24 protein-coding genes are annotated in these 26,151 nt (G+C 66.8%); 20 read left to right on the top strand and 4 right to left on the bottom strand.

Annotated features, from left to right (window positions below; genetic code table 11):
* Nucleotides 1-9 precede the first annotated feature (9 nt).
* From QTH90_RS24215 to QTH90_RS24120, 20 genes are all read left to right on the top strand, one after another.
* Nucleotides 10-714, top strand: a complete 705-nt coding sequence (locus QTH90_RS24215; protein WP_286667124.1) for an ABC transporter ATP-binding protein — start codon at nt 10-12, stop codon at nt 712-714.
* A complete protein-coding gene (locus tag QTH90_RS24210) occupies nt 708-2,105 on the top strand; it encodes an ABC transporter permease (protein WP_286667123.1) in 1,398 nt (465 codons plus the stop codon). Before QTH90_RS24215 ends, QTH90_RS24210 begins: the two co-directional genes overlap by 7 nt.
* On the top strand, nt 2,098-2,907 hold the full coding sequence (locus tag QTH90_RS24205; protein ID WP_286667122.1) for an outer membrane lipoprotein-sorting protein: 810 nt from the start codon (nt 2,098-2,100) through the stop codon (nt 2,905-2,907). The genes QTH90_RS24210 and QTH90_RS24205 overlap by 8 nt, the downstream gene beginning before the upstream one ends.
* A gap of 23 nt (nt 2,908-2,930) precedes the next feature.
* Nucleotides 2,931-4,283: a hypothetical protein gene (locus QTH90_RS24200; RefSeq protein WP_286667121.1), complete on the top strand. Its 1,353-nt coding sequence runs from the start codon at nt 2,931-2,933 to the stop codon at nt 4,281-4,283.
* A 2-nt stretch (nt 4,284-4,285) separates the two neighbouring features.
* Entirely contained in the window at nt 4,286-5,836 is a 1,551-nt protein-coding gene (locus tag QTH90_RS24195) for an acyl-CoA ligase (AMP-forming), exosortase A system-associated (RefSeq protein WP_286667119.1), read from the top strand.
* Nucleotides 5,833-6,771, top strand: a complete 939-nt coding sequence (locus QTH90_RS24190) for an ATP-binding cassette domain-containing protein (RefSeq protein ID WP_286667118.1) — start codon at nt 5,833-5,835, stop codon at nt 6,769-6,771. The genes QTH90_RS24195 and QTH90_RS24190 overlap by 4 nt, the downstream gene beginning before the upstream one ends.
* A complete protein-coding gene (locus QTH90_RS24185) occupies nt 6,771-7,880 on the top strand; it encodes an ABC transporter permease (protein ID WP_286667117.1) in 1,110 nt (369 codons plus the stop codon). Before QTH90_RS24190 ends, QTH90_RS24185 begins: the two co-directional genes overlap by 1 nt.
* A gap of 42 nt (nt 7,881-7,922) precedes the next feature.
* Nucleotides 7,923-8,183, top strand: coding sequence for an acyl carrier protein (locus QTH90_RS24180; RefSeq protein WP_286667116.1), 261 nt, complete (start codon nt 7,923-7,925; stop codon nt 8,181-8,183).
* Nucleotides 8,180-9,349 (top strand): type III PLP-dependent enzyme domain-containing protein, encoded by a 1,170-nt coding sequence (locus QTH90_RS24175; RefSeq protein WP_286667115.1) that lies wholly within the window; start codon nt 8,180-8,182, stop codon nt 9,347-9,349. The genes QTH90_RS24180 and QTH90_RS24175 overlap by 4 nt, the downstream gene beginning before the upstream one ends.
* Nucleotides 9,350-9,354: 5 nt before the next feature.
* Nucleotides 9,355-9,936 carry a hypothetical protein gene (locus QTH90_RS24170; RefSeq protein WP_286667114.1) on the top strand — a complete coding sequence of 194 codons (582 nt, stop codon included), beginning with the start codon at nt 9,355-9,357 and terminating at the stop codon, nt 9,934-9,936.
* Entirely contained in the window at nt 9,933-10,805 is an 873-nt protein-coding gene (locus QTH90_RS24165) for a hypothetical protein (RefSeq protein WP_286667113.1), read from the top strand. The genes QTH90_RS24170 and QTH90_RS24165 overlap by 4 nt, the downstream gene beginning before the upstream one ends.
* Nucleotides 10,802-11,695 (top strand): hypothetical protein, encoded by an 894-nt coding sequence (locus QTH90_RS24160; RefSeq protein WP_286667112.1) that lies wholly within the window; start codon nt 10,802-10,804, stop codon nt 11,693-11,695. The genes QTH90_RS24165 and QTH90_RS24160 overlap by 4 nt, the downstream gene beginning before the upstream one ends.
* 12 nt (nt 11,696-11,707) lie before the next feature.
* The gene (locus tag QTH90_RS24155; protein WP_286667111.1) at nt 11,708-12,676 is read left to right on the top strand and encodes a beta-ketoacyl-[acyl-carrier-protein] synthase family protein; all 969 of its coding nucleotides are present in this window, start codon (nt 11,708-11,710) and stop codon (nt 12,674-12,676) included.
* Nucleotides 12,649-13,677, top strand: a complete 1,029-nt coding sequence (locus tag QTH90_RS24150) for a 3-oxoacyl-[acyl-carrier-protein] synthase III C-terminal domain-containing protein (RefSeq protein ID WP_286667110.1) — start codon at nt 12,649-12,651, stop codon at nt 13,675-13,677. Before QTH90_RS24155 ends, QTH90_RS24150 begins: the two co-directional genes overlap by 28 nt.
* A 13-nt stretch (nt 13,678-13,690) precedes the next feature.
* Nucleotides 13,691-14,161, top strand: coding sequence for a DsrE family protein (locus QTH90_RS24145; protein WP_286667109.1), 471 nt, complete (start codon nt 13,691-13,693; stop codon nt 14,159-14,161).
* A 14-nt stretch (nt 14,162-14,175) separates the two neighbouring features.
* Nucleotides 14,176-14,973: a c-type cytochrome gene (locus QTH90_RS24140; RefSeq protein WP_286667108.1), complete on the top strand. Its 798-nt coding sequence runs from the start codon at nt 14,176-14,178 to the stop codon at nt 14,971-14,973.
* 7 nt (nt 14,974-14,980) lie between these two features.
* Nucleotides 14,981-16,273 (top strand): SulP family inorganic anion transporter, encoded by a 1,293-nt coding sequence (locus QTH90_RS24135; RefSeq protein ID WP_286667107.1) that lies wholly within the window; start codon nt 14,981-14,983, stop codon nt 16,271-16,273.
* Between the two features lie 18 nt (nt 16,274-16,291).
* A complete protein-coding gene (locus tag QTH90_RS24130; protein WP_286667106.1) occupies nt 16,292-17,647 on the top strand; it encodes a serine hydrolase domain-containing protein in 1,356 nt (451 codons plus the stop codon).
* A 579-nt stretch (nt 17,648-18,226) separates the two neighbouring features.
* Entirely contained in the window at nt 18,227-21,970 is a 3,744-nt protein-coding gene (locus QTH90_RS24125) for an Ig-like domain-containing protein (protein ID WP_286667105.1), read from the top strand.
* A 123-nt stretch (nt 21,971-22,093) separates the two neighbouring features.
* Nucleotides 22,094-23,068 carry an OmpA family protein gene (locus tag QTH90_RS24120; RefSeq protein ID WP_286667104.1) on the top strand — a complete coding sequence of 325 codons (975 nt, stop codon included), beginning with the start codon at nt 22,094-22,096 and terminating at the stop codon, nt 23,066-23,068.
* 108 nt (nt 23,069-23,176) lie between these two features.
* On the opposite strand, the gene lipA is transcribed toward QTH90_RS24120, so the two are convergent.
* The 4 genes from lipA to QTH90_RS24100 are packed head-to-tail and all read right to left on the bottom strand — an operon-like array spanning nt 23,177 to nt 26,082.
* Nucleotides 23,177-24,178 carry a lipoyl synthase gene (lipA, locus tag QTH90_RS24115; RefSeq protein WP_286667103.1) on the bottom strand — a complete coding sequence of 334 codons (1,002 nt, stop codon included), beginning with the start codon at nt 24,176-24,178 and terminating at the stop codon, nt 23,177-23,179.
* 19 nt (nt 24,179-24,197) lie between these two features.
* Nucleotides 24,198-24,881 (bottom strand): lipoyl(octanoyl) transferase LipB, encoded by a 684-nt coding sequence (lipB, locus tag QTH90_RS24110; RefSeq protein ID WP_286667250.1) that lies wholly within the window; start codon nt 24,879-24,881, stop codon nt 24,198-24,200.
* Entirely contained in the window at nt 24,881-25,180 is a 300-nt protein-coding gene (locus tag QTH90_RS24105) for a YbeD family protein (protein WP_286667102.1), read from the bottom strand. The genes lipB and QTH90_RS24105 overlap by 1 nt, the downstream gene beginning before the upstream one ends.
* Nucleotides 25,177-26,082 carry a D-amino acid aminotransferase gene (locus tag QTH90_RS24100; RefSeq protein WP_286667101.1) on the bottom strand — a complete coding sequence of 302 codons (906 nt, stop codon included), beginning with the start codon at nt 26,080-26,082 and terminating at the stop codon, nt 25,177-25,179. Before QTH90_RS24100 ends, QTH90_RS24105 begins: the two co-directional genes overlap by 4 nt.
* Between the last annotated feature and the right edge of the window lie 69 nt (nt 26,083-26,151).

Raw genomic sequence — 26,151 nt, 5'->3', positions numbered from 1 at the left:
GGTACGCGCATGCTGGAACTGGAAGGCGTCTGCAAGACGTACAGCGAAGGGGACATCGAGGTCCAAGCCCTGCACGACGTGAACCTGAGCCTCGATGCGTCGAGCTTCTGCATGATCGTCGGCCCCTCGGGCAGCGGCAAGTCGACCTTGCTCAACCTGATCGGCACCCTCGACCGCCCGACCCGTGGCCGGGTCCTCATCGAGGGACAGGACGTCAACCTCTTGCCGGACCGCGAACTCACGCGATTCCGTGCCGGGCGGATCGGGTTCATCTTCCAGTCCTTCAACCTGATGCCGGTGCTGACGGCCTTCGAGAACGTCGAGTACGCGCTGCTGCAGACCGGCATGCCCAAGGCGCAGCGGCGCGCGCGCACCGAAGAGCTCATCGAGGCCGTGGGCCTGGGCGCGCATCGCGCGCATCGCCCGAACCAGCTCAGCGGAGGCCAGCGCCAGCGCGTCGCCATCGCGCGCGCGCTGGTCAAGCGGCCGGCCCTGGTGCTGGCCGACGAACCGACGGCGAACCTGGATTCGTCGAACGGCCTCGCCATCGTCGAGCTGATGCGCGACATGCAGCGGTGCTTCGACACCAGCTTCGTCTTTTCCACCCACGACCCGATGCTGCTGGGTCATGCGGACCAGGTGCTGTATGCCAACGACGGCCGGGTGACTGGTGAAGCGCTCAAGGCGCATCCGGGGGAGTCCGCTGCATGCTGAACCTGTCCATCGCCTGGCGCAACGTGTGCCGCAACCGGCGGCGCACCGGCATCACGACGACGACGATCGCGCTGGGCGCCGCCGCGCTGCTGCTGCTCGGCGCGCTCATGAACTACGTCGTGCTGGAGTTCCAGACCTCGACGGTGCGGCGCAGCGGCCATGTCGCGGTGTTCCAGAGCGGCTACCTCCTGTATGGCGCCGGCAGCCCGGCGGCCTATGGCATTCGTGACTACGCGGCGCTCATGACCGTCATCCGCAGCGACCCCGTCATGAAACCGTTGCTGCGGGTCGCGACGCCCGTCCAGGTGGTTGCCGGCGTGGCTGGCAACTACCAGGTCGGAGCTTCCAAGACTTTCTTCGGGCAAGGTGTGATCCCGACCGACCGGCTCGGCATGCTGACCTGGAATCAGCACGAGCTCGAAGGCATCGAGGCGAAGAATTCGCCGCTGGCTCGCATCGACGGAGTGGCAGTGGGTTCGGGCATTGCCCGCATCCTGCACCTGTGCGACAGCGCCGGTCCTGGCGGCTGCCCCCGCCATCCCTTGGTCAAGACGCAGCCCGCCGTGTCGAGCCCACAGGACGAAGAACTGGTTGCGCTGAGCCAGCGCGAGCACGCAAGCAACATCGACGATGCGCCGGCGGATGCTGCGCCGCGCATCGAACTGCTGGCCGCGACGGCGGGTGGGGCGCCCAACGTGATGTCGGCTGCGGTGGAGCGGGTCGATGCCCATGGCGCCAAGGAACTCAATGACAACCTGATCGTCATGCAGCTGAGCACTGCGCAACGACTGGTCTACGGCCGCGGCGAGCCGCGTGCGACCGCGATCAACATCCAGCTCCAGCGCACCGAGGACGTGCCCGCTGCACGCGCTGCGCTGCAGCGGCTCTTCAAGGCGCGTGGACTCGACCTCGAAGTCCGCGACTTCGTCGAACTCAATTCGCTCTATGCGCAGACGCAGGCCTTCTTCGCTTTCCTGTTCGGCTTCGTCGCGCTGGTCATCGGGGCGATCGTGCTCTTCACGATCATGAACACGATGAGCATGAGCGTGATGGAGCGCTTCAGCGAGATCGGCACCGCGCGGGCGCTGGGCGTGCAACGCAGCAGCGTGCGGCGGCTCTTCATTCTTGAAGGCGCGCTGCAGGGGCTGTTCGGTGTCACGGTCGGCGTGGTGCTGGCCGTCCTGATCGTGTTCGTGGTCAACCGCAGCGGCCTCGTCTGGAGCCCGCCGACCTCCGCGGGCGTGCTGCCCTTCAGGCTGTACCTGTTCGGAAATCCGGCTCTGATCGGCGGCACCTGGCTGCTGCTGATCTTCGTTGCTGCCCTTGCCGCGTGGCTTCCCGCCCGTCGCGCATCCCGCATGCCCATCGTCGATGCGCTCCGCCATGTTTAACCGCCGCCTTCTCCTGAAGTCCCTTTGCGCCTCGCCGGTGACGGCAGTGCCGCTGGGCACGCTCGCGCAAAACGCCGATCTCGCACGGCGCGTCGTGGCGCGCGCAGACCAGATCCGCAATCCCCAGCAAGCCTTCCGCGCCCAGATGCGCCTCACCGAGTTCCGCAACGGGCAGGCGCGCGACGCCGCGACCCTGGTGCTGCATTCCAAGCCCGAGGCCGGCACGGGGCGCTTTCGCAACCTGGCGCGCTATGTCGAGCCCGCCGCGGATTTCGGCAAGGCTATCCTGATGGACGACCAGGCGTTCTGGTTCTATGACCCGGCTTCCTCCGCGAGCATCCGAATCTCGCCCCAGCAGCGCCTGGTAGGACAGGCCGCCAACGGCGACGTGATGAGCGTGAACTTCGGGCTCGACTACACGCCGCGCATGATGGGCGAAGAGTCCATCAAGGACGCCGACAACATCGAGCGCAAGACCTGGCGCGTCGAGCTGACGGCGTCGTCGGCGGCGGCGGTCTACCTGCGCATCGAGTACTGGATCGAGCGCGATACCTATTACCCGGTCAAGGCACGCTTCTTCGTGGACAGCGGCCGTGCGCTCAAGCTGGCCTTCTACCGGAAGTTCAGCCGCCAGCTCGGCGAGATGCGCCCGGGCGAGGTGGTCATCCTGGACGAGGTGGACAAAAGCGTAGTCACCAAGCTCGTGCTCAGCGGCTACGCCGCACAGGAGATTCCCGACAACTGGTTCAACCGCGAATACCTGCCCAAGCTGCGTGATGGCGGCGGGGCGGCGCGGACGTGACGCGGCTGGCGGCAGGTGCCTGCGTGTGCGCGCTCGGAATCCACATTGGCGCTGCGGCGCAGCAGGCCGCGAACGACGCCGATCGCATTCCGTCGGCCGTGCTGCAGGACGCCGAGGAGCCGTTGCTGAAGCCCCAGCGCATCGGCCCGGTCTATGTCGAACTGAACATGGAGACGGCCGATCGGCGCAAGCCAGTGGTGCCGATCGCTTCGACGGCACCCAGCCGGCAGGTCGCACGCGGCATCGTGGACGCTCGGGCCGAATGGCCGCTGCGGCCGGACCTCAGCGCACGGTTGAGCGGCCGCGCCGGCCTTTCGCGCACGCGCGACGGGGCCACCTCGCGCGACGAGCAGTTCGACCTGCGTGAAGCCGCCGTGCAATGGCGGGCCAGCGACCGCGACGTGATCGAGGCCGGCCGCATCCATGTGCGCAGCGGCGCCGCGCTCGGCTACAACCCGACCGACTATTTCAAGTCGCGCTCGGCCGTCGACTACAGCACCCGCGACCCCGAGGTGCAGCGCAACAACCGGCTGGGTACCGTCATGGTGGCTGCCCAGCGCATCGACGCACAGAGCGCGGTGATGCTGGCTCTGGCGCCGAAGCTGGCCAACCCCAAGGGGCTCGCCGACGAGCAGCCCACCGAACGACTGCGCCTGGCCGACACCAATGGCGAGGATCGCCTGCTGCTCAAGGCCGCCTTCGACAAGCCCTCGCTGTGGAGCCCCGAGCTGCTCGCGTTCAAGGACTCGCAGGGTTGGCGCTTTGGAACCAACCTCACGCAGGGCATCGGCCAGCAGACCACGCTGTTCGTCGAATACTCCGGCGGGCGCAGCCCTTCGCTGATGCAGCAGGCGCTGCGCAGCGGCGTCGCGCTCGGCGACTTGCCGCCCAGCGCACTGGCCATGGGGCGGGCGCGGCCCGGCGAGTCGTGGCAGCACGACGTGGCAATCGGCACCACGTGGACCGGCAGTTCTCGGCTGAGCCTCAGCGCCCAACTGAACTACCACCAGGCCGGGTTCGACTCGGCCGAGTGGCAGCGGTGGCTGGCCGCGGGCGCATCCGGCCCCCAGGGCGCCGGGCTGGCCTGGTATGTCAGGAGCTATGCCAACGCCATGCAGGAGCCCTTGTCGCAGCGCAGCCTTTTCCTGCGCGCGCAGTGGGACCAGCTCGGATTCCGCGACCTCAATGCCAGCGCCTTCCTGAACCGGAGCCTGGACGATCAGTCCTGGCTCTTCCAGATGGCCCTCGAGTACAGGCTGAGCCCGGCCAGCCGATTGCGCGGCATGTTCCTCGCCACTGGCGGCGACGCGGACAGCCTCTATGGCAGCGACCCCGTTCGCAGGGCGTTCCTTCTCAGCTTCACCCACTTTCTGTAGCCATGAGCGAATTCATTGCGGACCTGTTGTACGAATCGGCCGCGCGCCGTCCCGAAAAGATCGCCCTCGTCGACGAGCGAAGCGAGTTGAGCTATGCCGCACTGGCGCAGCGGGTCGCGTACTTCGCGCAGGCAATGATCGCGCTCGGGCTGCGTGACAAGGGCCGCGTGGCGGTCTTCATGGACAAGTCCATCGATGCTTGCGCGGTCGTGCTGGCGGCGATGCGTGCCGGCGGCATTGCCGTGCCGCTGAATCCCAAGCTCAAGCAGCAGCAGCTGCGCCACATCCTGCTCGACTGCACGGCGCAATTGCTGTTCACCACGACCGCGCGCCAAGCCGAACTGAGCGGAGGCATCGAAGACCTGGAGACCCGCGTGGTGCTGTGCGACCAGCCCGGTTCTCTTCCGGAGATCGTCCGTGGGGAAGCGGCGCTCCACTGCAGCATCGACAAGGATCCCGCGGCGTTGCTCTACACCTCGGGCTCGACCGGCCAGCCCAAGGGCGTGGTGATCTCACATCGCAACCTAGTGGCCGGCTGCCAGGCGGTGAACAGCTATCTGGGCACGACCGAGGACGACGTCGTCCTCGCGCTGTTGCCGATCAGCTTCGATGCGGGCCTGAGCCAGCTCACCACCGGATTGGCTGCTGGCGCCCGCGTGGTGCTGCACACGCCGATGCTCGCCCCGGTCGTTGCGCGGCTCGTAGCCCGCCAGGGCATCACGATGATCACCGCGGTGCCGCCGCTGTGGTCTCTTCTGACGCAGGCCCAGTGGGACAAGGTGGACACCGCCAGCGTACGTCTGTTCGCCAACACCGGCGGCCACATGAACGCGGGCCTGCTGGCGCAGTTGAGAGGAATCTTTCCTTCCGCACGTCCATTCCTGATGTACGGGCTGACGGAGGCTTTCCGTTCCACCTACCTCGATCCTTCAGAGGTCGATCGGCGCGCCGGTTCCATCGGCAAGGCCATCCCCGGTGCCGAGATCCTGGTGCTGAACGCCGAAGGCGAGGTGTGCGCCCCCGGCGAGCCGGGCGAACTGGTCCATCGCGGCGCGCTGGTCACGCTCGGCTACTGGAACGCACCGGCCCAGACCGCCGAGCGCTTCCGTCCGCTGCCGAGCCGGCTGTGCAGCGGGCTCACGCCGGAATATGCCGTCTGGTCCGGTGACATCGTGAAGCAGGATGCCGAAGGCTTCCTTTACTTTGTTGGCCGGCGCGACGAGATGATCAAGTCGAGCGGCTACCGCATCAGCCCGACGGAGATCGAAAGCCTCATCGTCGCCTGGCCCGAAGTCCGCGAAGTGGCCGTGTTCGGTGTGCCGGCCGGGGATCTCGGCGACGCGATCTATGCCGTCGTCGTGGCAGCCGGCGTCGGCGACGAGCAGGAGCGACTGAAGAGCAGCCTCGAGGCGCAGTGCCGCAAGGCCTTGCCGTCCTTCATGATGCCCCGGCTCGTGTGGCTGCCCGAACTGCCGCGCTCGGCCAACGGCAAGATCGACAGGCCGCAATTGCGCCGGGTGTGCATCGCCTTGCACGGCGGAGCCGAGGCGTGAGCACGGCGACCATTCCCGTGTCAGCCGACTCCAAAGGCGTCTGCGCGCTGCACCTGCGCCGCCTCGTGGTCCCGCTGCCGGAGTGCGACCTGCAAGTGAACGACTGGCAGATCAGAGCCGGCGAGAAGGTCGCCATCATCGGCCGCAACGGCGTCGGCAAGACCAGCCTGATGGAAGCCATCCTCGGCCTGCGCGCCACGACGGCGACGGACGGCGACATGCTCGGCATCGCGCTCGACCGGTGGCAGCGTCGCCCGGCGTTGCGCCGGCAACTGGGTGTGCAACTCCAGCGGGCGTTCTTTCCGGGCCGTCCGCGTGTGGGCGAAATGGTGGCGCTGCATCGCAGCCTGTATCGTCGGACCTCGGAGCGCGTGCTGGACGCGCTGGGCATTCCCGCGCTGGCCCCGCGGCTGTACGAATTCCTGTCGCGCGGCGAGACGCAGCGGGTCGAGCTGTTCCTCGCGTTGGCGCACGAGCCGCGCATCCTGTTCCTCGACGAGCCGTTCACCGGCCTGGACCCTCGCTTCGCACACAGCCTTCGTGCGCTGCTGGGCGAGATGTGCGACACCACCGTCGTGATGTGCTGCCATACCGTCGAGGAACTGGCGCTGGCCACGCACACCGCCTGGTTGAGCCGCGAGGGCATCGTGCGCCACGAGGCGACCGAGGTCTTGTGCCGCGATCTGGTCGGTGCGTTCCGGTTGACGGTGCAGTGCAAGGACGAACAGAGCGCGCAGGATCTGGCACTCGATCTGCAAGGCCACTTCACCCTGGAGCGAGCCCCTGTGGTCGAGCAGCAGAACCTGAGCCTGGCGTCGTCGACCTCGCTGGCCGAGATCGCGAACGCGCTCATGGACCATCCCGACGCATTGGCCGTCGATGTCGGGCGGGGCACCCTCGCCGATCTGTTGCGCCATTGCGCCAAGGGGGCGTGATGGGCTGGAAGCTTCCCCGTCTGGTGGTCAACGAACTGAGGATCCTCGCCAGAGATTCGTCCGCCTTGTTCTGGATCTTCCTGTTCCCGTTCTTCTTCATGTTCATGATGCTGTTCGCGTTCGGGCGCGAAGGAAACCTTCCGCAGCAGACCGTCGAAATCGTGGACCTGGACGGCACCGCGCTCTCCGGGCGCTACATCGACGAGATCCGCCGCACCTTTTCGGCAAGCGAGTCGATCCCGGCCGAGCTGCGCGTCGCCAGGGAAGAGGCTCCGGTGGCCGACGGTGCGTCGAGGGTCACCATTCCCGACGGCTTCGGCCACTACATCGAGCAGGGCCGTCCGATCCCGGTCGACGTCACCTTCGCGCAGGACGGGCTGCCCGCCCAGCTCGTCGTCCGCGTCATGCGCGCGCTCACGCTCAAGTTCGAGGCCGACGTGCGCGGGCAGCCTCCGTTGGTGGAGGTGAGGGATGACCCGCGCGGCGCGCTCCCCGCGCTGTCCTTCGTCCACTACATCCTGACCGGCACGATGGTCATGGCGATGCTGTCCGCCGGCATGAACTCCATATGCAACTCGCTGGCCTATCGCCGCGAGCGCAACGGTTTCAAGATGCTCGCGTGCATGCCGGTCCATGCATCCACCTTCCTGCTGGGCATGCTGCTTTCGCGCCTGCTGCTGCTGTTGCTGGCCTCCGTCGCGCTGGTCGCCGGGGCGCACTGGCTGTTCGACGTTCCGTTGTCGCTCGGCGTGGGCCAGGTGCTGCGAGGCAGCGCGGTGATGCTCTTCGGCGGCTGCATGCTTCTGGCGCTCGGCACCGCCATGGGCGCACGCATCGCGACGCTTTCCGCCGCCACCTTCATCACCGGCCTGTTCTACATCGCGCTGCTGTTCCTGTGCGACCTGACCATGCCCATGAATGCGATGCCGCCCGCCGTGAACGCAGTGATGGCGCACCTGCCGCCGGCGCTGCTGGTGGATGTGCTGCGCCACGTGTTCATCCAGGGCGACGGATTCGACCCGCACCTGCGCAGCCTGGCCGAGATGGCCGGCTGGACCGGGCTGTTCGCGCTCATTGCGGCCATCAGCTTCCGCTGGCACGAGCAGTAGCCGGCAGCCGCGACCTGTTTCTACCTCAAGGGACTCACAACAATGATCGACAAAGACACTCTCAGCCAACTCACCGACCACGTCATGAAGACGATGGAGCGCGACACCATCGACCCGGATGTGGCCATCGGCGAACTGGGCTTCGACTCGATGCGCGTGGTCGAGCTCATCATGATCTGTGACCAGATCTACGGCACCGCCATCGACCCGGAGGCGATCGACCTGAATCAATACACGACCCTGCGCGACATCGATTCGCAGTTCCGCGCCCTGGCGCTCCAGGGTGGCGGGCAGAAGCGATGACGCCTGACCTGGCAGCTTCCGCGCTGAACATCTCGGACCCGGCCGCGCTGGCCCGGCTCGAAACCCCGTGCTATCTCTTCGACCCGGCGGTGCTGATGGACGACCTTGCCGCGTTGCAGCGGGAACTGGGCACCGAGGTCGTCGCTTCCGTCAAGGCCTGTCCGCTGCTCGATCTGCTGGTGCGCTGCAGCCACGCGCTCACCGGCGGGATCGAGATCGCGTCCCTCGGCGAGCTGAACCTCACGATGGGCCGGATGAGCGTCCCGCGCTTCGTCAACACACCGGCCATGGACCGCCAGCTCGCTGCCGCTGCTGTCGCCTGTCGCGCCACGCTGGTGGCGGACAGCCCGCATCAGATCCGCCTGATCGAGCAAGTCCTCGAAGAGCCGAAGGCGGCGCATCGCGTGCCGCTGGGCATCGTGCTGCGCGTCAACGCGGCCAGCCTGCTCGAGCAGCAAGGCCCGGCGGCGGATCACTTCGGCATGGAGGTGATGGAGCTTCACCGCGAGTTGGCGCGGCTGTCCGATGGCGGGTCGAAGCTCAAGGTCATCGGGTTGCATGTCTTCGCGGGTTCGCACAGTTTTGCCCGCAGTGGCACGAAGATCGCGCAGCGCCTGAGTGCGCTCGTCGCCGATGTCGGCCGCTATCCCGCGGTGAATCTCGAACTGGCCCTGATCGGCGCCGGTCTCGGCGGCGACTGGCGCCAGACCGGCCCCGACTTCGCCGGCTATCGCGAAAGCCTGAAGCCGTTGCAAGCGCAGGTGCGTGTGCTGCACGAAGCCGGACGCTCGATCTTCTCGCGCGCAGGCCACTTCGCGACTCGCGTGGTAGCGACCAAGGAGCTGCGCGACGGCCCCATCGTCGTGTGCGATGGCGGCCTGGCCCAATGCTTCAGCCTCGCGCAGACGGAGCATTTCGTGAAGCGCCGGCGTGAGCCCGCGTTGGTGCGGCTGTCGGACGGCCCCGTGCAGGCGGCGACTGGCACGCAGCCCTTCAAGGTGGTCGGCAGCAGTTGCAGCCCGGCGGACGTCATCGGCAGCCTGCCGGCCTCGGCCCTGCCGAACCCCGGCGACATGCTGGTGTTCGACCACTGCGGCGCGTACCACAGCTATTCGCCGACCGGATTTCTCAGTCTGCGCCAGGCCCGGCGCTACATCGCGGCATGAGCGGGATGGCGAGCCATCTGGCCGGCCTGGGCCCGCTGAGCGGCTGGTGCGCCGGCGGCGTCTACGTGCGTTCGCCTTTCGCCGGCAGTTACCACGAGGCCGAACTGCAATGCGTGCCGATAGGCCGGGCCGAGGAATACGCCCACGTTGCCGAGTTCGAGCATCGCGGCGAGGCGCCCGTGCTGATGTCGCTGAGCGAGCGCAATACGATGCTGGCGGACATCGTGCGGGATCTGCGAACCCATGTGCCGGACTTGAGCTGCGTGCTGATCCGCACCTACGGGCCGGACTTCAACGTGCAACTGCCGGCCGGCCTGCTGTCGGCCGATGTGGTCCTGGTGCACTGGCCGGCGGACGCATTGCCGATCGTGCTCGCATCCGGGCGCCGCAACGTGGCAGTGATCCATCACGATCTCCGGGCCGATGGCATCGAGCGCGGACGCAACGCGCTGTCGGTTGCGCTGCTGGCGCCATCCGAGCCCGGGTCCGGGCTGGCGGCCTTCTCACGTTTCGTCGCGGAGTGTTCATTCATGCAGCGCCTGGACGGGTTGCGCATGCACTCGCTCTGCGAGGCATCGGCGGTATGAGCGAACCCGCTTCTGCGGCGGTTGGCCGCCCTCTGGCGAAGGTGCGTGCCATCGTGCACGCCCCCATCGCTGCGCCCTTGCTGGGCGCCGAGGCCTCTTTCGCGGATCGCCACGCCTGGCTGCGGGACGAAGTCGGCAGCCAGGCCGCGCGCGTGGCCGAAGCCTTGCACGACGGCGCTCGCCTGCACCTGATCTGCACCTCGATGTTGAGCAAGGTGGCGACCGGATGGGACGAGCCCCGGCAAAGCTTCTTCGATGCGGTGACAGCACGCAGCGGGCAACGGCCTGCGGGGCTGCTGCAGGCCTACCAATGCGCGGGCTGGGGTTATGCGATCCGCTTTGCGGCGCAACACACGGATTGCCGCTGGCTGACCCTCACGATCCTGGATGCGGACCTGCACGAACTCTTCTCCGGGGAATACGAAGTCAACCTCGGAAGGATCGGCTACGGCGTCACCACCGTCGCGCTGGAGCTTCCGCCGGGAATGGTGCCGCCGGACTGCGATGGGCCGCTTCCGAACCATGGCTTTACCGACATGCTGCACGCGCTGCGTGCGCGCCGCAAGGCGACCGGCCCCGCGACCACCTTCCTGCCGTTCATGCCTGAAGGTCTTGACGGCATCGCCAGGCGTTCCATTGGTGACCGCATGGCGCCCAACCTGCATGCCGACCATGGCCACTGCTTCGGCGCGGACCCGTGGATCGGCCTCCTTGAACGGCTGCGCGTGCAGGCGCCGGCAGCGGCGGAGCGAGTCGTGCTCGGCTCCTTCGCCTTCAGCGGCTACTACGCGATCGGCAGCGTGGAGGTCGGGCCCTGGACCTCGGTGGAACTTCGCGAGGCGCCCATGTGCGAAGGGCAGTCATCATGAGCCCCGTTGCATCCGCGTCGGATCGGTCCGCCGTGCCGCAGCTTTGCGGCGTGTGGCACTGGCGTGCCGAGCCACCTTTCGCGGGCGAGCAGGGCGATTGGCTGGAGCGTGCCGCGCTGGCCGGCCAGCTTGCCGGCGAGCAACTCCACGACGCCTGCGCCACGGCCGGCTTCGTGCCGGAAACGGTGGTGGTCGCGTCAAGCATCCTCGGCCCGAACTTCACGAGTTCGTCTCCCGCGGTGGAACGGTTCGTGTCGGCCGTCGAGACGTATTCGGGCCACCGGCCGCGAGGCATCCTCAACGCCTACCAGTGCGCCGGCTGGGGCTACGCGCTGCGGCACTTGATGCGGCACACCGCGGTGCGCCGGGTGGCGCTGCTGCTGGTGGATGTCGATTTGCACCAACTGGATTGGATGCTTGAGCATCCCGTGGTCGGCCGCTCCGGATTCGGCCTCACCAGCCTCCTGTTCGATCTGCCCGCAGGCGCGGAACCGCCGGAATGCGGCGGGCCGTTTGCCAACAGCGCCTACGGCGAACTGCTGATCGCGCTGCGCAAGCGCAACGTCGAGCGCGGCGCCGCCGTGCCGGTCTTCATGCCGTTCAGCCGTCCGCCGTTGTATGCCACGGCGCAGCGGGTGGTGGGCCAGGAGGCGCTGATGCCCAATTTCTACGAGCAATGGGGGCACTGCTTCGGCGCCGATCCCTGGATCGGATTGGTCCGCTGGCTCAACGCCGATGGGGCGGTCGACGCCTCCGCCGGCTGCCGCGTGCTGGCCGGGGCGGTCGGCTTTGCCGGCTACTACACCCTCTCCGACGTCGAAGTGCGGTCCGACATGCCGCGCCGGATGGCCCCGCTGAGCGGTGCGCGCCTGCCGACCCTCGACGCCTGAACTGCACACGTCATGGCTTACCTCTCTCCCATCGTCTCGCACGAAGGCCGCATCGACCGATGCATGGGCTTGCGCCGTGCCCTTATCACCCGGCGCGCGAACCTGGCTGACGGCTTCGATGTGCCCAGCGTCGTTCGCCGGCTGTTGTCCGAGTCGTCCATGCGCTATCCAGCCGCGGTGATTCCGCTGGCGCGGAAGCGATCCGGCGAGCACAGCGCGGTGGAACTGGCGCTGCAGGTTTCGGCGCATGCGCTGGCCGCGATCGACAGGGAGACGATCGGTGGCATCGCCTATTGCCACGCAGCGCCGGACGAACAACCGACAGACTCCAGCGTGGGCCGCCTGCAGTTCGAACTGGGGTTGCACCGTGCCTTCCCGTTCTCGGTCTCGCAGGCGCACAACACCGGTGTGCCGATCGCGCTGGACCTCGCCGCTGCGCTGATTCACGGACCGGAGGCAGCACAGAACGTGCTCGTGGTCGCGACCGACAAACTGCTCTTCGGCCCGGCGCCCCATCAGGCCCATCGGATGCGATGGCGCGACGTGGCGGCCGCAGTGGTCGTCGGCCGCGAGAAACGGGGCGGTTGGCAATTGCATCAGATTGCCGTTCACCATTTCGCCACCGACGTCCAGGCGCATCAACGCTGGCCCGAGGCTGAGGTGGATGCCTTTGCCGCCTTCTGCGCAGACCGCATCGCGGGCTGCATGGATGCGCTGGGCCTTGGAGGCGACGAGCTGGCGGCAGTGGTCCCGGTGTGCCCCGACGCCACCCTGGAGCGCAAGGTCCATGCACTGGCCGGACTGGGCACGCGGCGGCACGAGAAGCCTGCCGGATTCCGCGCCGCGCACATTGCATCCGCCGATCTGCTCGTGCGCCTGTCCGGGCTCGAAAGCCAACTCGACATCGATCGCCCGGTCCTGGCCTGGTGCACTGGCAACAACGGAGAGTTCGCATGCTGCGTCCTGACACGAACGGCCTGAAGCCTGTCGACCCTTCGGAGATTCCGCAGTTCGGCATCGCGGCCGGCGCCAGCTATCTGCCGCCGATCAGGAAGCGCATCGACGAATGGGCGGCCGAGGCAGGGCCGGCCGCACGCCAGCTGCTGCCGTCGATGGTCGCCTTCGGCATGGCGAACTACCACGTGGCGCCGGACCTCGACGTCGAAGGCTTGAGCTGCGCGGGCGTCCAGAAGCTGCTGGACGCTGGCGGCTTCGCGCCGGGCGACATCGACCTGGTCATCTTCTGCCATGCCGGCACGATGAGCACGATGGCGGCGCCGGCGAGCATCCCCGCCGTGCTCATGAAGCGCTTCGGCATGCGCAACGCCATCGGCTATTCGATCTCCCAGCAGAACTGCGCATCGATCGTGTGCGCGATCCGCCTGATCCGGACCCTGATGTGGCGGCACCGGACTCTGGAGAACGTGCTGATCGTCGGCGCCGACAAGGTCTTCGGCGAGCCGTTCAGGAATGTCGGCGCCTACGCGATCCAGAGCGATGGCGCACTGGCGCTGCTCATCCGCCGCAACAATCCGCTGAACCGGATCGGGCGCATCGTCTACTCGATCGACAGCCGCTACTACCGCGGCACGGCCAAGAGCGCCGAACTGGGCAAGCGCTACGTGCTCAGGTATCCGTTGCTTGCACACCAGATGATGGCGCAGGTGATGGACGAATCGGGATGGCAGGCCGAGGACGTGGACGCCGTGCTGCCGATGAACGCCAACCTGTCGGCGTTCCAGCGCGTGATGGAACTGCTCGGCCTGCCGCCGCACAAGCTGCACAGCCGGAACATCGGCGAGGTCGGCCACGTCTTCTGCTGCGACCCTTTCGCGAACTTCCTGCAGCGCTTTGCCGAGCCGGATGCCGTCGGCACCGGCAATGCGGTGGTGTTCGCCTCCGCGACCTCGGGCATCTTCTGCGCCCTTGGCATCAGCCGCTCCTGGACCGGCGCCACTGAATCGTCACCCTTTTCATCCTGAACCTGGAACTTCCATGAACCCGAAAAGCGCTTTTCTTCTCTCGAGTGTCGTTGCCTGTTTCTTCATCGCTGCAACGCCTGCGGCCAGTGCACAGGCCAACCCGGCTGCACCGGCCTCGGACACTGCCGTGCCTGCAGGTCTGCGCGTGGCCTACCACGTGGACGACGTCGGATCGCTGCGCAATGCGATGAACAACATCAACAACCAGTTGACCGCCACGCCCAATGCCAGCATCTCGCTGGTGGCCAATGGACGCGGGATCTTCTCGCTGGTCGGCGGTGAGCGCGACCGCCAGGGCGAGTTCGCCAGCGCCATCGCGGGCCTGCAGGCCAGGGGCGTGCGCTTCGTGGCTTGCGGCATGTCGATGAAGAAGCACAACATCGCCGAGTCCTCGCTCATTGCGAACGTCTCCACCGTTCCGTCCGGCGTGGTCGAACTGACGCGGCTGCAGGGTGCCGAGCGCTACGCCTACATCAAGCCCTGATCCTCGTATCCCGCATGAAACGCCTGGTGCTTTGGCTCGCGGCCGCGCTGGCGCTCGCCAGTTGCGGACGTCCCGCCGAACCCGAGGCCGAGGACCGGAGCGCGCGCGCGCAGTTCCCGCCGGACAAGCACGGCGAACTGGTCTACCAGGGCTACAGGGTGTTCACGCAGACGCCCAAGGCGGCGCGCATCTATACCGGCAACAGCCTGACCTGCGCGAGCTGCCACCTGGATGCGGGGCGCAAAGCCCACGCTGCGCCGATGTGGGCCGCATTCGCCATGTACCCGGCCTATCTCTCGAAGGTCGATCGCGTCGTCACGCTCGAAGAGCGCATCCAGCAATGCTTCCGCTTCAGCATGAACGGCTTCTCCCCGCCGCAGGACAGCCATGAGATGCGCGCGCTGATCGCGTACATGCAATGGCTGGCGATCGATCGCCCCGTCGGCGTGGAGCAGCCGGGTCGAGGTTTCCCCACTGTTCCGCGCACCGGTTCCGATCCCAACCCGCTCCGAGGAAAACAGATCTATGCCCAGCGCTGCGCCAGCTGCCATGGGGGGCAGGGCGAGGGCATGGGCTATCAGGAGATCCAGGGCACCTATGCCGTTCCGCCGGTGTGGGGCTTCAACAGTTTCAACAAGGGCGCGGGAATGCACCGCGCCGACCTGCTGGCCGGCTTCCTGAAGGCCAACATGCCTCTGGGCAATGCGGACCTGAGTGACCAGGATGCGCTGGATGTGGCCGCGTGGATGGGGTTGCAGGAACGTTGGCCGGACCCCCGCAAGGGTCTGTTGCCAGGGCTTCTCGCGCAGTAGGCCTCGGGTGCTCGACAGTTGCGTCAAAGCCCTGGGCGTGCGCCCGGGCGCCGGCTTGTTCTGGCGGCCCTTGCCGGGCGACTTGCGGGCCGCCTGGGTGTCGGCCCTGGTCATGCTGCCGCAGGGCATCGCTTTCGCGGTGCTAGCGGGGCTGCCGCCTGAAATGGGCATCTACGCCTCGGTCATTCCGGTCATCGTCGCCTCGCTGCTGGGGCCGTCCGGCGTGCTGCTGTCGGGCCCGAACACGGCGGTCGCGATGATGCTCGGCATCGCGCTGCTTCCGCTTGGCGTGCCCGGGAGCGTCGAGTACCTGCTGTTCGCAGCCACATTGACCGCCATGATCGGCATGGTGCAGTTCGCGGGCGCCTGGTGCGGCGTCGGCCGCTTCCTGGCGCTGCTGCCGCGATACGCCGCGACCGGTCTCAACATGGGGATCGGCATGCTCATGCTGGGCAGCCAGATCGCGCCCGCGATGGGGCTCCTGTCCGCACCCGACCTGCCGACCTGGGCGCTGCCCTGGGTGTACCTGCAGCGCTGGTCCGATGCGAATCCGTGGGCCTTGCTGGTCACGCTGACGTCCTTCGTGGCCGGCGGGCTATTCGCGCGTCTGCGCGCGCGCTGGATGCCCTCGCTGGTGGCGGCCATGCTCTTCGGCGCCATCGCGGGCGGCGTGCTCGATCTCTTCGTCGGCGCGGAGGCGATACGGCTCGAACGGGTGGGCCATCTGCAGCTGGAATGGGATGTTTTCCACTGGCCGCGCTTCGACGCCGACGAGCTCTACATCCTCAAGCAACTGGTGCTGAGCGCCGTGGGCATTGCGATCGTGGGCAGCCTCCAGTCGGTCATCATCCTCCGCTCGGTCGCGCCCGACGCCGATCACCGAGCCTGCCGGCGCGAACTGCTGGCGCAGGCCTGTTCGAACCTGTCCGCGTCCGTGAGCAGCGGCTTCGCCTGCTCGGGCTCCTTCAACCGCACGTCGGCCCATATCGAGGCCGGTGCCGTCACGCGCTCGGCGGCGGTGTTGTCATCCCTGTTCCTGCTGTTGCTGGCGTGGATCGCCTCGCCGGCGCTGGCCCATCTGACCCATGCCGCCATCGCGGGCACGCTGGCGCTGATCGGCTGGCGCATGGTGTGCGCCGGCTGGCAGAGCGCACGCCGGGACAGCCGCCTCGCCCGCCTCGCCGCCGTCGGGCTCGGCCTCTGTGTGCCGCTGGCGGGCATCGAGACCACGCTGCTGCTCGCCATCGTGCTCGTGATCGTGCAACTGGTCTTGAGCCAGAGCCGCGGCCATCCCCACTGATCCACTGGATTGCTCAAGATGAAACGTTTGCGCTGGCCGCTTCTCGCGGCCCTTGTCTGTGTCGGCCTCTGGTACTGCGTCTGGCTGCGGCCGGACCTGGCGTTGCGCGTGGCCATCGGCGTCGCGGCCCACGACATCTGCTCCGAGACCTTCGTCAGCGGCCTGGACCCGCAGCAGACTTTCATCGAGAGCCTGGCGCCCCGGCCGGGCTTCCGTCTTGTCGCGCCGCTGCTGCGCTACAGCGTCGATCGGGAGCGCGGCGAGGTGCGGGCCACCATCGCCGGTGTGTTCGAGAGCCGTGCGGTCCATGCGGGCGCCACCGGATGCATGCTGGTCGAGGATCGGGATGTGCGCTTGCTCGCTTCCGGGTCGATTCCGGCCGCTGCGCCCGCGCTGTCCGAGGGCGCCGTGATCGCCGCCCGGTCGCCGGTCCTGCAGGCGGCGCTGGCCGAGGCCTTTGTCGAAAACGATCCGCGCGCCGCACGCCACACCAAGGCCGTGGTGGTCATGCACAAGGGTCGGGTGATCGGCGAGCGCTACGCGCCGGGCTACGGACCCGACACGCCCCTGCTGGGCTTCTCGATGAGCAAGTCGGTGACCAATGCGCTCGTCGGCGTGCTCGTGCAGCAAGGGCGGCTGGATGTCGGCGCGACGCCCGCCTGGGCGGTCGAGGAGAGAGACGGCGTGACGCTCGAGCAACTCATGCGCATGACGAGCGGCCTGGACCTGGACGAGGTCGGCAGCGGCTTCGATCCTTCCAACCGCATGCTCTATGTGCATGGCGAGGACATGGCTGCGTTCGCTCGGCGGGCGCGTGTGCTGGCACCGCCGGGCCAGCGCTGGTTCTACAGCAGCGCCAGCACGCAACTGGCGGCGCGCGAGGTGCGCGATGCGGTCGGCGGCAATGCCGAGGCGGTGCAGCGATTTGTGCACGAGGGCCTGTTCGGGCTCGTCGGCATGCGCCACGCCACGATGGAGATGGACGTGTCCGGGACCCCGATCGGCGGGCACTACGTGCTGGCCTCTGCCCGGGACTGGGCGCGCTTCGGGGAATTGTTCCGGCGCGATGGCGTCACGGCGACAGGACGGCGCCTGCTGCCGGAAGGCTGGGTGGACTGGTCGACCACTCCGACCCTGGGCACATCCTATGGCGCGGGCTGGTGGATCAATCGCGGCGCTGGCCCGGGGCGGCGGCCGATGCCCGACGTCCCGGCGGACGCCTTCTACGCGCTGGGCAACCTGGGGCAGTACGTGGTGGTCGTGCCCTCGGAACAACTGGTCGTGGTGCGCCTGGGCCGTGCGCACACCGGTCGCTACGACATCGCGGGCACGAACCGGCTGGTGGGGGCGGCCATCGACAGCCTGCGCAAGTGATGCCGTGCCCCCGCTTGCCCGCACCTTGTTCGGGTTGACAAATACGACTAGTCCTATTTATCCGGCTTGGTCTCGTCCCTAGAATTTTTGGGCTCCCTCGAGTGGGCCCCGCACGGAAGCCCTTTCCGCCCCTGAGGGGTTCTGCAATCGGTGAGGCGTCGCCAGTTGCCCTCTCGATTCCGTTGCGCTCCGCGCCCCTTTCCACGGCCTACGGCGGGCCTTGCCATGGTTCCACGGCATTACGTCACGTTACGAGCAAGTAGTAGTTGTCCTCTTGACAAATACGACTTTTCTTATGTTCGTTGAAACACCCCATTCCTAGAATTTTGTGTTCGGTTGGGTGTGATCGCAGAAGTCCCTTTTTTGATTGTTTGAAGGGTCTTCAGCTGCTGAGGCGTCAAGCAATCACGCCCCGCGCCCACGCCTCACGGCCTCCGCCATGGCCTACGGCCCCCGCTCCATGTTCCACCCTCCGCGGCCTATGGCTTGGGCGGGTGGGGCTGGGCTGGGTTGGATCCGAAATCTGTCGATGGCATCGCGTTCGAAATTTCATTTAGCTGTTTCTTTCCAAGGAGTTTTATGTCTTCCAAGAAGACCAAGGTGGTCATCAACAACGGTAATGGCAAGAACGTCGTTCAAGACGTCGCCGCCCACGGGCAGGCACCGACCAAGATCAAGGTCCAACCGAAGGTCAAGTACCTGCTCAAGGGCGATGACGATGGGTTTGCGCCGGAGAACGTGACGGCGACCCGGGTTGGCAACGATCTGCACATCGCGATTGAAGGCGAATCGAATCCAGGCCTGATCCTGGAGGGTTACTTTTCCGAGTCGGACGTCGGCGGTCTCTTCGGCGTTGCCGAGGACGGGCAGCTGTACTCGTATGTGCCGACCGATGGCGGCGAAATCTTCACCCTGGCCGAAGGCGAGCAACTGCCGATGGCTCTGGGCGGTGAGTCCTATGGCGCTGGTGCGCCCTATCTCGTTGCCGGCGGCAACGATGGCGGCTTCGGCTTCCTTCCGCTGATGCTGTTCGGCGGCCTGGCTGGGCTCGGGCTGTATGCGGCTACCAAGGATCGCAGCTCCGGTGGTTTCCATCTTCCCGTCGCGGACAAGGAAGAGCCCCCGGCAAAGCCCGGCTTTCCCAGTCTGGGCGGCGCGATCGACGACCAGGGTCCGACCCAGGGTCCCATCGCCCCCAACGGCCTGACCGACGACCCCCAGCCCGAATTCTTCGGCGTGGGCACGCCGGGCAACATCGTCACCATCTATGACAAGGGCAACGTGGTCGGTTCGACAGTCGTCGACCCGGGGGGCGAGTGGCGCTTCACCCCCGAGGAGAAGCTGATCGACGGCGGGCACGAGATCACGATCACGGAAAAGAAACCGGGCGGCCCCGAAAGCCCGCCGTCCGAGCCGCTCGAGTTCGTGGTGGATACAGAGGCGCCTCCGAAGCCGGATCTCGGCCAGGTCCTCAAGGAAGTCGAAGACAACGTCGGCACGGTCAAGGGACCGATCGAGCCGAACGAAAGCACCGATGACAAGCAGCCCGAATTCAAGGGCGTGGGTACGCCGGGCGACCTCATCACCATCTACGAAGGCGACAAGCCGCTCGGCAGCGCGATCGTGAACGAGAAGGGCGAGTGGTCGGTGACGCCGACCGAGGAATTGCCCGAAGGCAAGCACGAGGTCGAGATTACCGTCACCGATCCCGCAGGCAACGAAAGCGAACGCTCGGACAAGTTCCCGTTCGAGGTGGACCTGACCGCTCCGGATGCGCCTGACTTCAAGGAAGTGGAAGACGACAAGCCGGCGATCATCGGTCCGATCGAGTCGGGCGAAAGCACCAACGACAAGCAGCCCGAATTCAAGGGCGAAGGTACGCCGGGCGACCTCATCACCGTGTACGAAGGCGACAAGCCGCTCGGCAGCGCGGTCGTGAACGAACAAGGCAAATGGTCGGTGATTCCGGAAGAACTGCCCGACGGCGAGCACAGCGTCGAAGTGACTGCCACCGATCCGGTTGGCAACGAGAGCGAGCGTTCGGAACCGTTCGAATTCACCGTGGACACGAAGGCGCCTGGCGCAATGGACGAAGACGACCTGAGCCTGGTCGACGACTTCGGCGACGTCACGGGCCCGATCGCGCCGGACAGCCTGGACGGCAAGGGCGAGCCGGGCAACACGATCACCATCACCGATGGCGAGACGGAGCTGGGCACGGCCATCGTGGGCGGCGACGGCAAGTGGACCTTCACGGTGCCCGAGGACAAGCAACTCGGCAGCGGCGAGCACACGCTGACCATCACCGAGACGGATCAGGCCGGCAACGTCAGCGAGCCGCTCGACGTGGCAACCTTCACGGTTGAATCCACGCTCGTGCTCAACGTGACCGACACCGTCGTCCATGAGGCCGCTCTGGACGGCGGCACCGGCAAGGACTGGCTGACCGGCGGCACCGCCGACACGAGCGACCTCAGCGCGGGCGGCAAGTTCAGCCTGGGCGATTCCGTGACCAGCGTCAAGATCGAACTGGGCGGACAGGCCACCGACATCACCCTGGCGGAACTGAAGGGCGGCCAGCCCGTCACGCGACAGATCGGCGGCGACACGCTCGTCGTCACGAGCGAGGGCAATGGCAACTATTCGTACAGCTACACGCTGGGCGGAGCGAAGAACCATGCCGTCGGCAGCAACACCTTGAACAACGACTTCAAGATCACAGCGACCGACGCTGAGGGCAAGAGCGTGTCGGAAACCGCCGAGATCAAGATCGTCGACGACGAGGTGACCGCTTCGCCTGGCAGCTTTGAAATCGTGTCGACGGCGGCTGCGAGTGGCGTGGGCCTCACGATCGTGTTCGATGCTTCGAATTCGATGAACGCCGTCGATCCGGGCAACACTCAGTCAAGGTGGGATCTGGCCAAGTCGGCCCTGGACAACCTGCTCGCCAAGTACGAGCAGTCCTACAGGGACGACGCCAAGTTCGAGATCAACCTGGTCTTGTTCGATGGCCTGCCGCAGGTGGCGGGGGCCTGGCCGAACGGGTTCATGTCCCAGAGCTTCACGTCGATCGCGGATGCGCGGGCATTCCTCGCGGCGCAGGACACGGGCAAGGGCTCGGCGACCTGGTACAAGGAGCCGCTGGAAGAGGCTCAGCGTCTCATCTCGAAGTCCCTGACCGCGCATCCGGACTACGACCAGAAGGTGTACTTCGTGACCGACGGCGTTCCGTTCGCCAATCACACGATCAGCAATTCAACCTGGGGCACCTTCGTGAACCAGAACAAGGACGCGCTGGATGTGTACGGCGTTGCCCTGGGTGCGACCGTGACCGGGGCGGCCGCCGAGACGGAGATCAGGAAGGTCCTGGCTCCGAACGACCCGGGTGATCTGTACTTCCCCGTCGAAAACCCGGAGGACCTGGCCAAGGTGCTGGAATCGACGCTGCCGGTGGTCGAGGGCAACCTGTTCCAGTCGTGGGACTTGCATGGCAAGTACCAGACCGCGGCACTGGGCGCCGACAAGGGCTTCCAGCTGTCGAAGGTGATGTTCGACGGCGTGCCTTACGACTTCGTCGATGACTCCGTCACGATCGCGGTCCAGCCGGGCGTGACGCTGAAGATCGAGAAGGACGGTACGTACTTCATCACCGGCTCCGACAAGTTGATCGACTTCGACGTGCCAGTGACCTTCGACCTGATGGACAAGGACGGCGACGTCGCGACCGTCACGGAGACGCTGCACTTCGTCAGCCCGCAATCCGCTGCGGCGGCCTCGGCCGCGCAGGCATCGGTGACGCTTCCCGAAGCGGACGCTGCGGAGGATGGCGGCTACCTCGTGACGGCCCCTGGCGAGTTCGAAGGCCTCGTGTTCTTCGACATCCAGGCGGGTGAACAGGTGAATGGCGGCTCGGGCAATGATCAGTTCAAGATCGCCGCGACCGACTTCGCGCGACTGGATGGCGGTGACGGCATCGATACCCTGGTCCTGGACGGCAACGACATGCATGTCGACCTCTCGGCACTGGGCTCGAAGGTGCAGCACATCGAGAAGTTCGACCTCGGCGCGGGCCACAACACGCTGGCGCTGAAGGCGGGCGACGTGCTGGCCAACGGGCAGGCCGACATGGTGCTGGCAGACGGCAAGACACAGATGGTCATCAACGGCGCCGAAGGCGAAGTAGATCTTCTCGATGGCCAGGCCGAAGGCTGGAGCAACCATGGCGCGACCACCGTGGAAGGTGTGACCTACAACGTCTACACCAACATGGCGGGCACCGCGGAGCTGCTGGTCGAAGACAAGGTCCAGGTCGCGATCCTGTAAGCGGCCCGTGTGGGCGTGACAGCCGGATGGCTGGCCGCGCCCACACGATCGCCCCTCTTTTCAGAACTTCAATTCTTCAATTCACAAAGATGCCTCCCTGGGGGAGGCATCCGGAGTTTCCTCATGAAATCGAAATTCATTCATTCCGGCGTGCGCCCGCATGCCGGCCGCCAGGTCCTCGCTTCGGTGCTGTCGCTGCTGTGTCTGGCAACCGCCCCGGCCGCGTTCGCGCAGACGGGATCGCAAAAAGTGCTTCGCGAAGGCCCCGTCTACCATTCGGTGCCGGCCGCGGCCTCTCACCAGGCCCAGGTGGTCCTCTTCCGCGGCGCGGCGCCGGCCGCGGTCCCCGGCAAGCGCGGTCAGGGCGCGCACGTCTATGTCGACGGCGAATTCCATACCTCCCTGCTGTCCAACGGCTGGACCCGCCTGTGCGTGGCGCCCGGCAGCCATTCGGTCGAGGCCTACGTCGGTGATGCGCCCCTTTACTCGGGCAAACCGCAGCCGAAGACCCGTGTGACCCTCGAAAGCGGAAAGACCTATTTCGCGGGCGTCTCGGAGCAAGGCGTGGTCGAACTCCAGCCGTTCCACCGGGCGGAAGCCGAGGGCCTGCTGCAGGGCAAGCGCGAGCAGCGTCACGTGGTCAGCCGCGCGAGCGCGGCCGAGCGCTGCGAGGATGGTCCTGCCGAACCGGTGGCGCCGGCGCCGGTCGAGCCGAAGAGCTTCACGCTGAGTTCGGACGCGCTGTTCGCATTCGGCAAGTCGGACTACGCTGCGATGAAGCCCGAAGGGCGCGCCGAACTGGCCCGCATTGCATCGGAGATCAAGTCGGGTGTCCTGGACTCGGTCGCCGTGGAAGTGCGCGGCCACGCCGATCCGATCGGTTCCGCCGCAAGCAACCTGAGGCTTTCCGAGCAACGTGCGCGCACCGTCAGCCGCATCCTGGCGGAACAAGGCATTCCGGCGAACCGCATCACCATTGAGGGTGTCGGCAGCGCTGAACCCGTCGTGTCCTGCAAGGCCACCGGCTCCAAGGAAGCGCGCGTGGCGTGCAATGCGCCGAATCGCCGCGTGGAAGTGATCGCCAAGGGCGCCAAGTAAGCGCCTGACCCGCGCATCGTGCGGATCGATGCGTGGATGTCATTCAAGAAAAAGCCCGGGATCGCGTTTTGCGAGCCCGGGCTTTTTTGCGTTTCAGTGAGTCGGCAATCAGGTGCCGGTCACGGCGGCATGCGAAGCGGCCGCATGCGCCTGCTGGTCCGCGTGGTAGCTGCTGCGCACCATCGCGCCCACGGCTGCGTGGCTGAAGCCCATCTTGTAGGCCTCTTCCTCGAACATCCGGAAGGTGTCGGGGTGCACGTAGCGGCGCACCGGCAGGTGGCTGTTGCTGGGCGAGAGGTACTGGCCGATGGTCAGCATCTCGATGTCATGCGCGCGCATGTCGCGCATGACCTGCAGGATCTCTTCGTCGGTCTCGCCGAGGCCGACCATGATGCCGCTCTTGGTCGGCACGTCGGGATGGAGCGCCTTGAACTTCTTCAGCAGGTTGAGGCTGAACTGGTAGTCGCTGCCCGGGCGCGCTTCCTTGTAGAGGCGCGGCGCGGTCTCGAGGTTGTGGTTCATCACGTCCGGCGGCGCGGCCTTGAGGATCTCGAGCGCGCGGTCGTCGCGGCCGCGGAAGTCGGGCACGAGGATCTCGATCTGCGTCAGCGGCGAGAGTTCGCGGATGTTGCGGATGCAGTCGACGAAGTGCTGGCTGCCGCCGTCGCGCAGGTCGTCGCGGTCCACGCTGGTGATCACCACGTACTTCAGGCGCAGCTTGGCGATGGTCTTCGCGAGGTTGAGCGGCTCGTCCTTGTCGAGCGGGTCGGGGCGGCCGTGGCCCACGTCGCAGAACGGGCAGCGCCGCGTGCACTTGTCGCCCATGATCATGAAAGTGGCGGTGCCGTTTCCGAAGCACTCGCCGATGTTCGGGCACGAAGCTTCCTCGCAGACGGTGTGCAGGTTGCTTTCGCGCAGGATCTGCTTGATCTCGTAGAAGCGGGTCGTGGGCGAACCGGCCTTGACGCGGATCCATTCGGGCTTCTTGAGGACTTCGCCCTGCACCACCTTCACGGGGATGCGCGAGAGCTTGGCCGCGGCCTTCTGCTTGGCGAGGGGGTTGTAGTCCTCGGGGCTCTGGGCGTCGCGGACAACTTGGAGTGTGCTCATGGCTTCTCTTTGGCGGGGCTCAAGGTGCGAGGTAGGCGCCGAGCTTGTTGCCCAGCACCCGCGCGGCTTCGTCCCAGGTTGTTTGAACGCCGATTGTAGAAAGATCGACGGTTTTCAGCCCCGCATAGCCGCAAGGGTTGATGCGCGTGAAGGGTTCCAGGTCCATTGCCACGTTGAGCGCGACGCCGTGGTAGGTGCAATGGCGGCTGACCTTGATGCCCAGCGCGGCGATCTTGCCCAGGCCGCGGAACGTGTCGTCGGGATGCACCGGGCCGGTCAGCGCGGCATGGGAAAAGGGGTCGTCGAGCCGCACGTAGATGCCGGGCGCGCCGCCCACGCGATGGCCGGTGACACCGAAGTGGGCCAGCGTGCGGATCACCGATTCCTCGATGCGGTAGACGTATTCCTTGACGTAGTAGCCGGCGCGCCGCAGGTCGATCAGCGGGTAGGCGACCACCTGGCCGGGCCCGTGATAGGTCACCTGGCCGCCGCGGTCGGTCTGCACGACCGGAATATCGCCCGGGTTCAACACATGGTCGGCCTTGCCGGCGAGGCCCTGCGTGTAGACCGGTGCGTGCTCGCAGATCCAGAGCGCGTCGGCCGTGTCCGCGTCTCGCTCTTGCGTCCACTGCCGCATTGCCGCGTAGGCGTCGGCATAGTCGACGCGGCCCAGCAGCGCGACTTCGGGCGCCTGGGCAGCGATCAGAGCACCACCTTCACCATCGGATGGCTGGACAGGGCACGGTAGATGTCGTCGAGCTGTTCGCGGCTGGTGGCGGTGACGGTGATCGTCACGCCCAGGTAGTTGCCGGCCTTGCTGGGGCGCAGTTCGATGGTCGACGCGTCGAAGGTCGGGTCGAACTGCTCGGCGACCAGCGTCACGGCGTGCACGAAGCCGTCGACCTTGGCGCCCATGACCTTGATCGGGAATTTCGAGGGGTACTCGATCAGCGATTCCTTGCGTGCGTCGAGAGGCGCGTCCGGCGGGGTGGGGGTGCTCATGCGGTGACTCCGTTGTCTTGCGTGCTGCGCGCCTTCGCCAGTTCATAGCCGGCACGCAGCGCCTGGTAGATGGGGCCGGGGCGGCCGGTGCCGATCGTCTGTCCGTCGAGCGTCACGACGGGCAGCACTTCCTTGCTGGCGGACGACAGCAGCAGCTCGTCGGCGTCGAACACCTCGCCGTGCGCGATGCGCCGCAGCGTGAATGGGATGCCGGCGTCGGCGCAGATGCGCTCGATCAGGCCGTAGCGGATGCCGGCCAATACCAGTTCATCCCTGGGCGGGCCGCTGACCACGCCGCCCTTCACCACCCACACGTTGCTGGACGAGGCCTCGCTGAGCCAGTCGCCGCGGAACATGATGGTTTCGGCCGCGCCGGCTTCGACGCTGATCTGTCGCGCCAGCACTGCGCCCAGCAGGCTGGTGCTCTTGATGTGCGCCTTCTGCCAGCGGAAATCCTGCGCGCTCACGCAGGCGACGCCCTTGGCGCGTACCGCGTCGGGCACAGGCTTCATCGGGTTGACCATGACGAACACCGTCGGGGTGAGCCCCTTGGGCATCGCATGGTCACGGGGCGCCACGCCGCGCGTCACCTGGATATAGACGCCCTGCATGCCCGCGCGCACGGCGGGCGGTGCGGCCTCGATCAGCCGCATGGCGACGGCGCGCCATTCGGCGTGGGAGAGCGGGTTCTTGATTTGCAGCTCGCCGAGCGAGCGATCGAGGCGCGCCATGTGCTCGTCGAAGCAGAACAGGCTCCCGCCGTAGACGGGCACGACCTCGTAGACGCCATCGCCGAAAATGAAGCCCCGGTCGAGCACGCTGACCTTGGCATCCCGCAGCGGGGCGTAGCTTCCGTCGAGGTAGCAGAGAGAGTCGGGGAGGGCGTCTGTGATCGGGTGCATGAGGAATTATGGTGGGGGCGCCCGGACGGTTTCCAACCCGGTGGCGATTCCGCAGCGGGCCGCAAGGAT

Origin of the sequence: Variovorax flavidus (genome assembly GCF_030317145.1) — a bacterium.
Taxonomy (GTDB): domain Bacteria; phylum Pseudomonadota; class Gammaproteobacteria; order Burkholderiales; family Burkholderiaceae_C; genus Variovorax; species Variovorax flavidus.
This window is presented reverse-complemented; position numbering and strand designations above follow the sequence as displayed.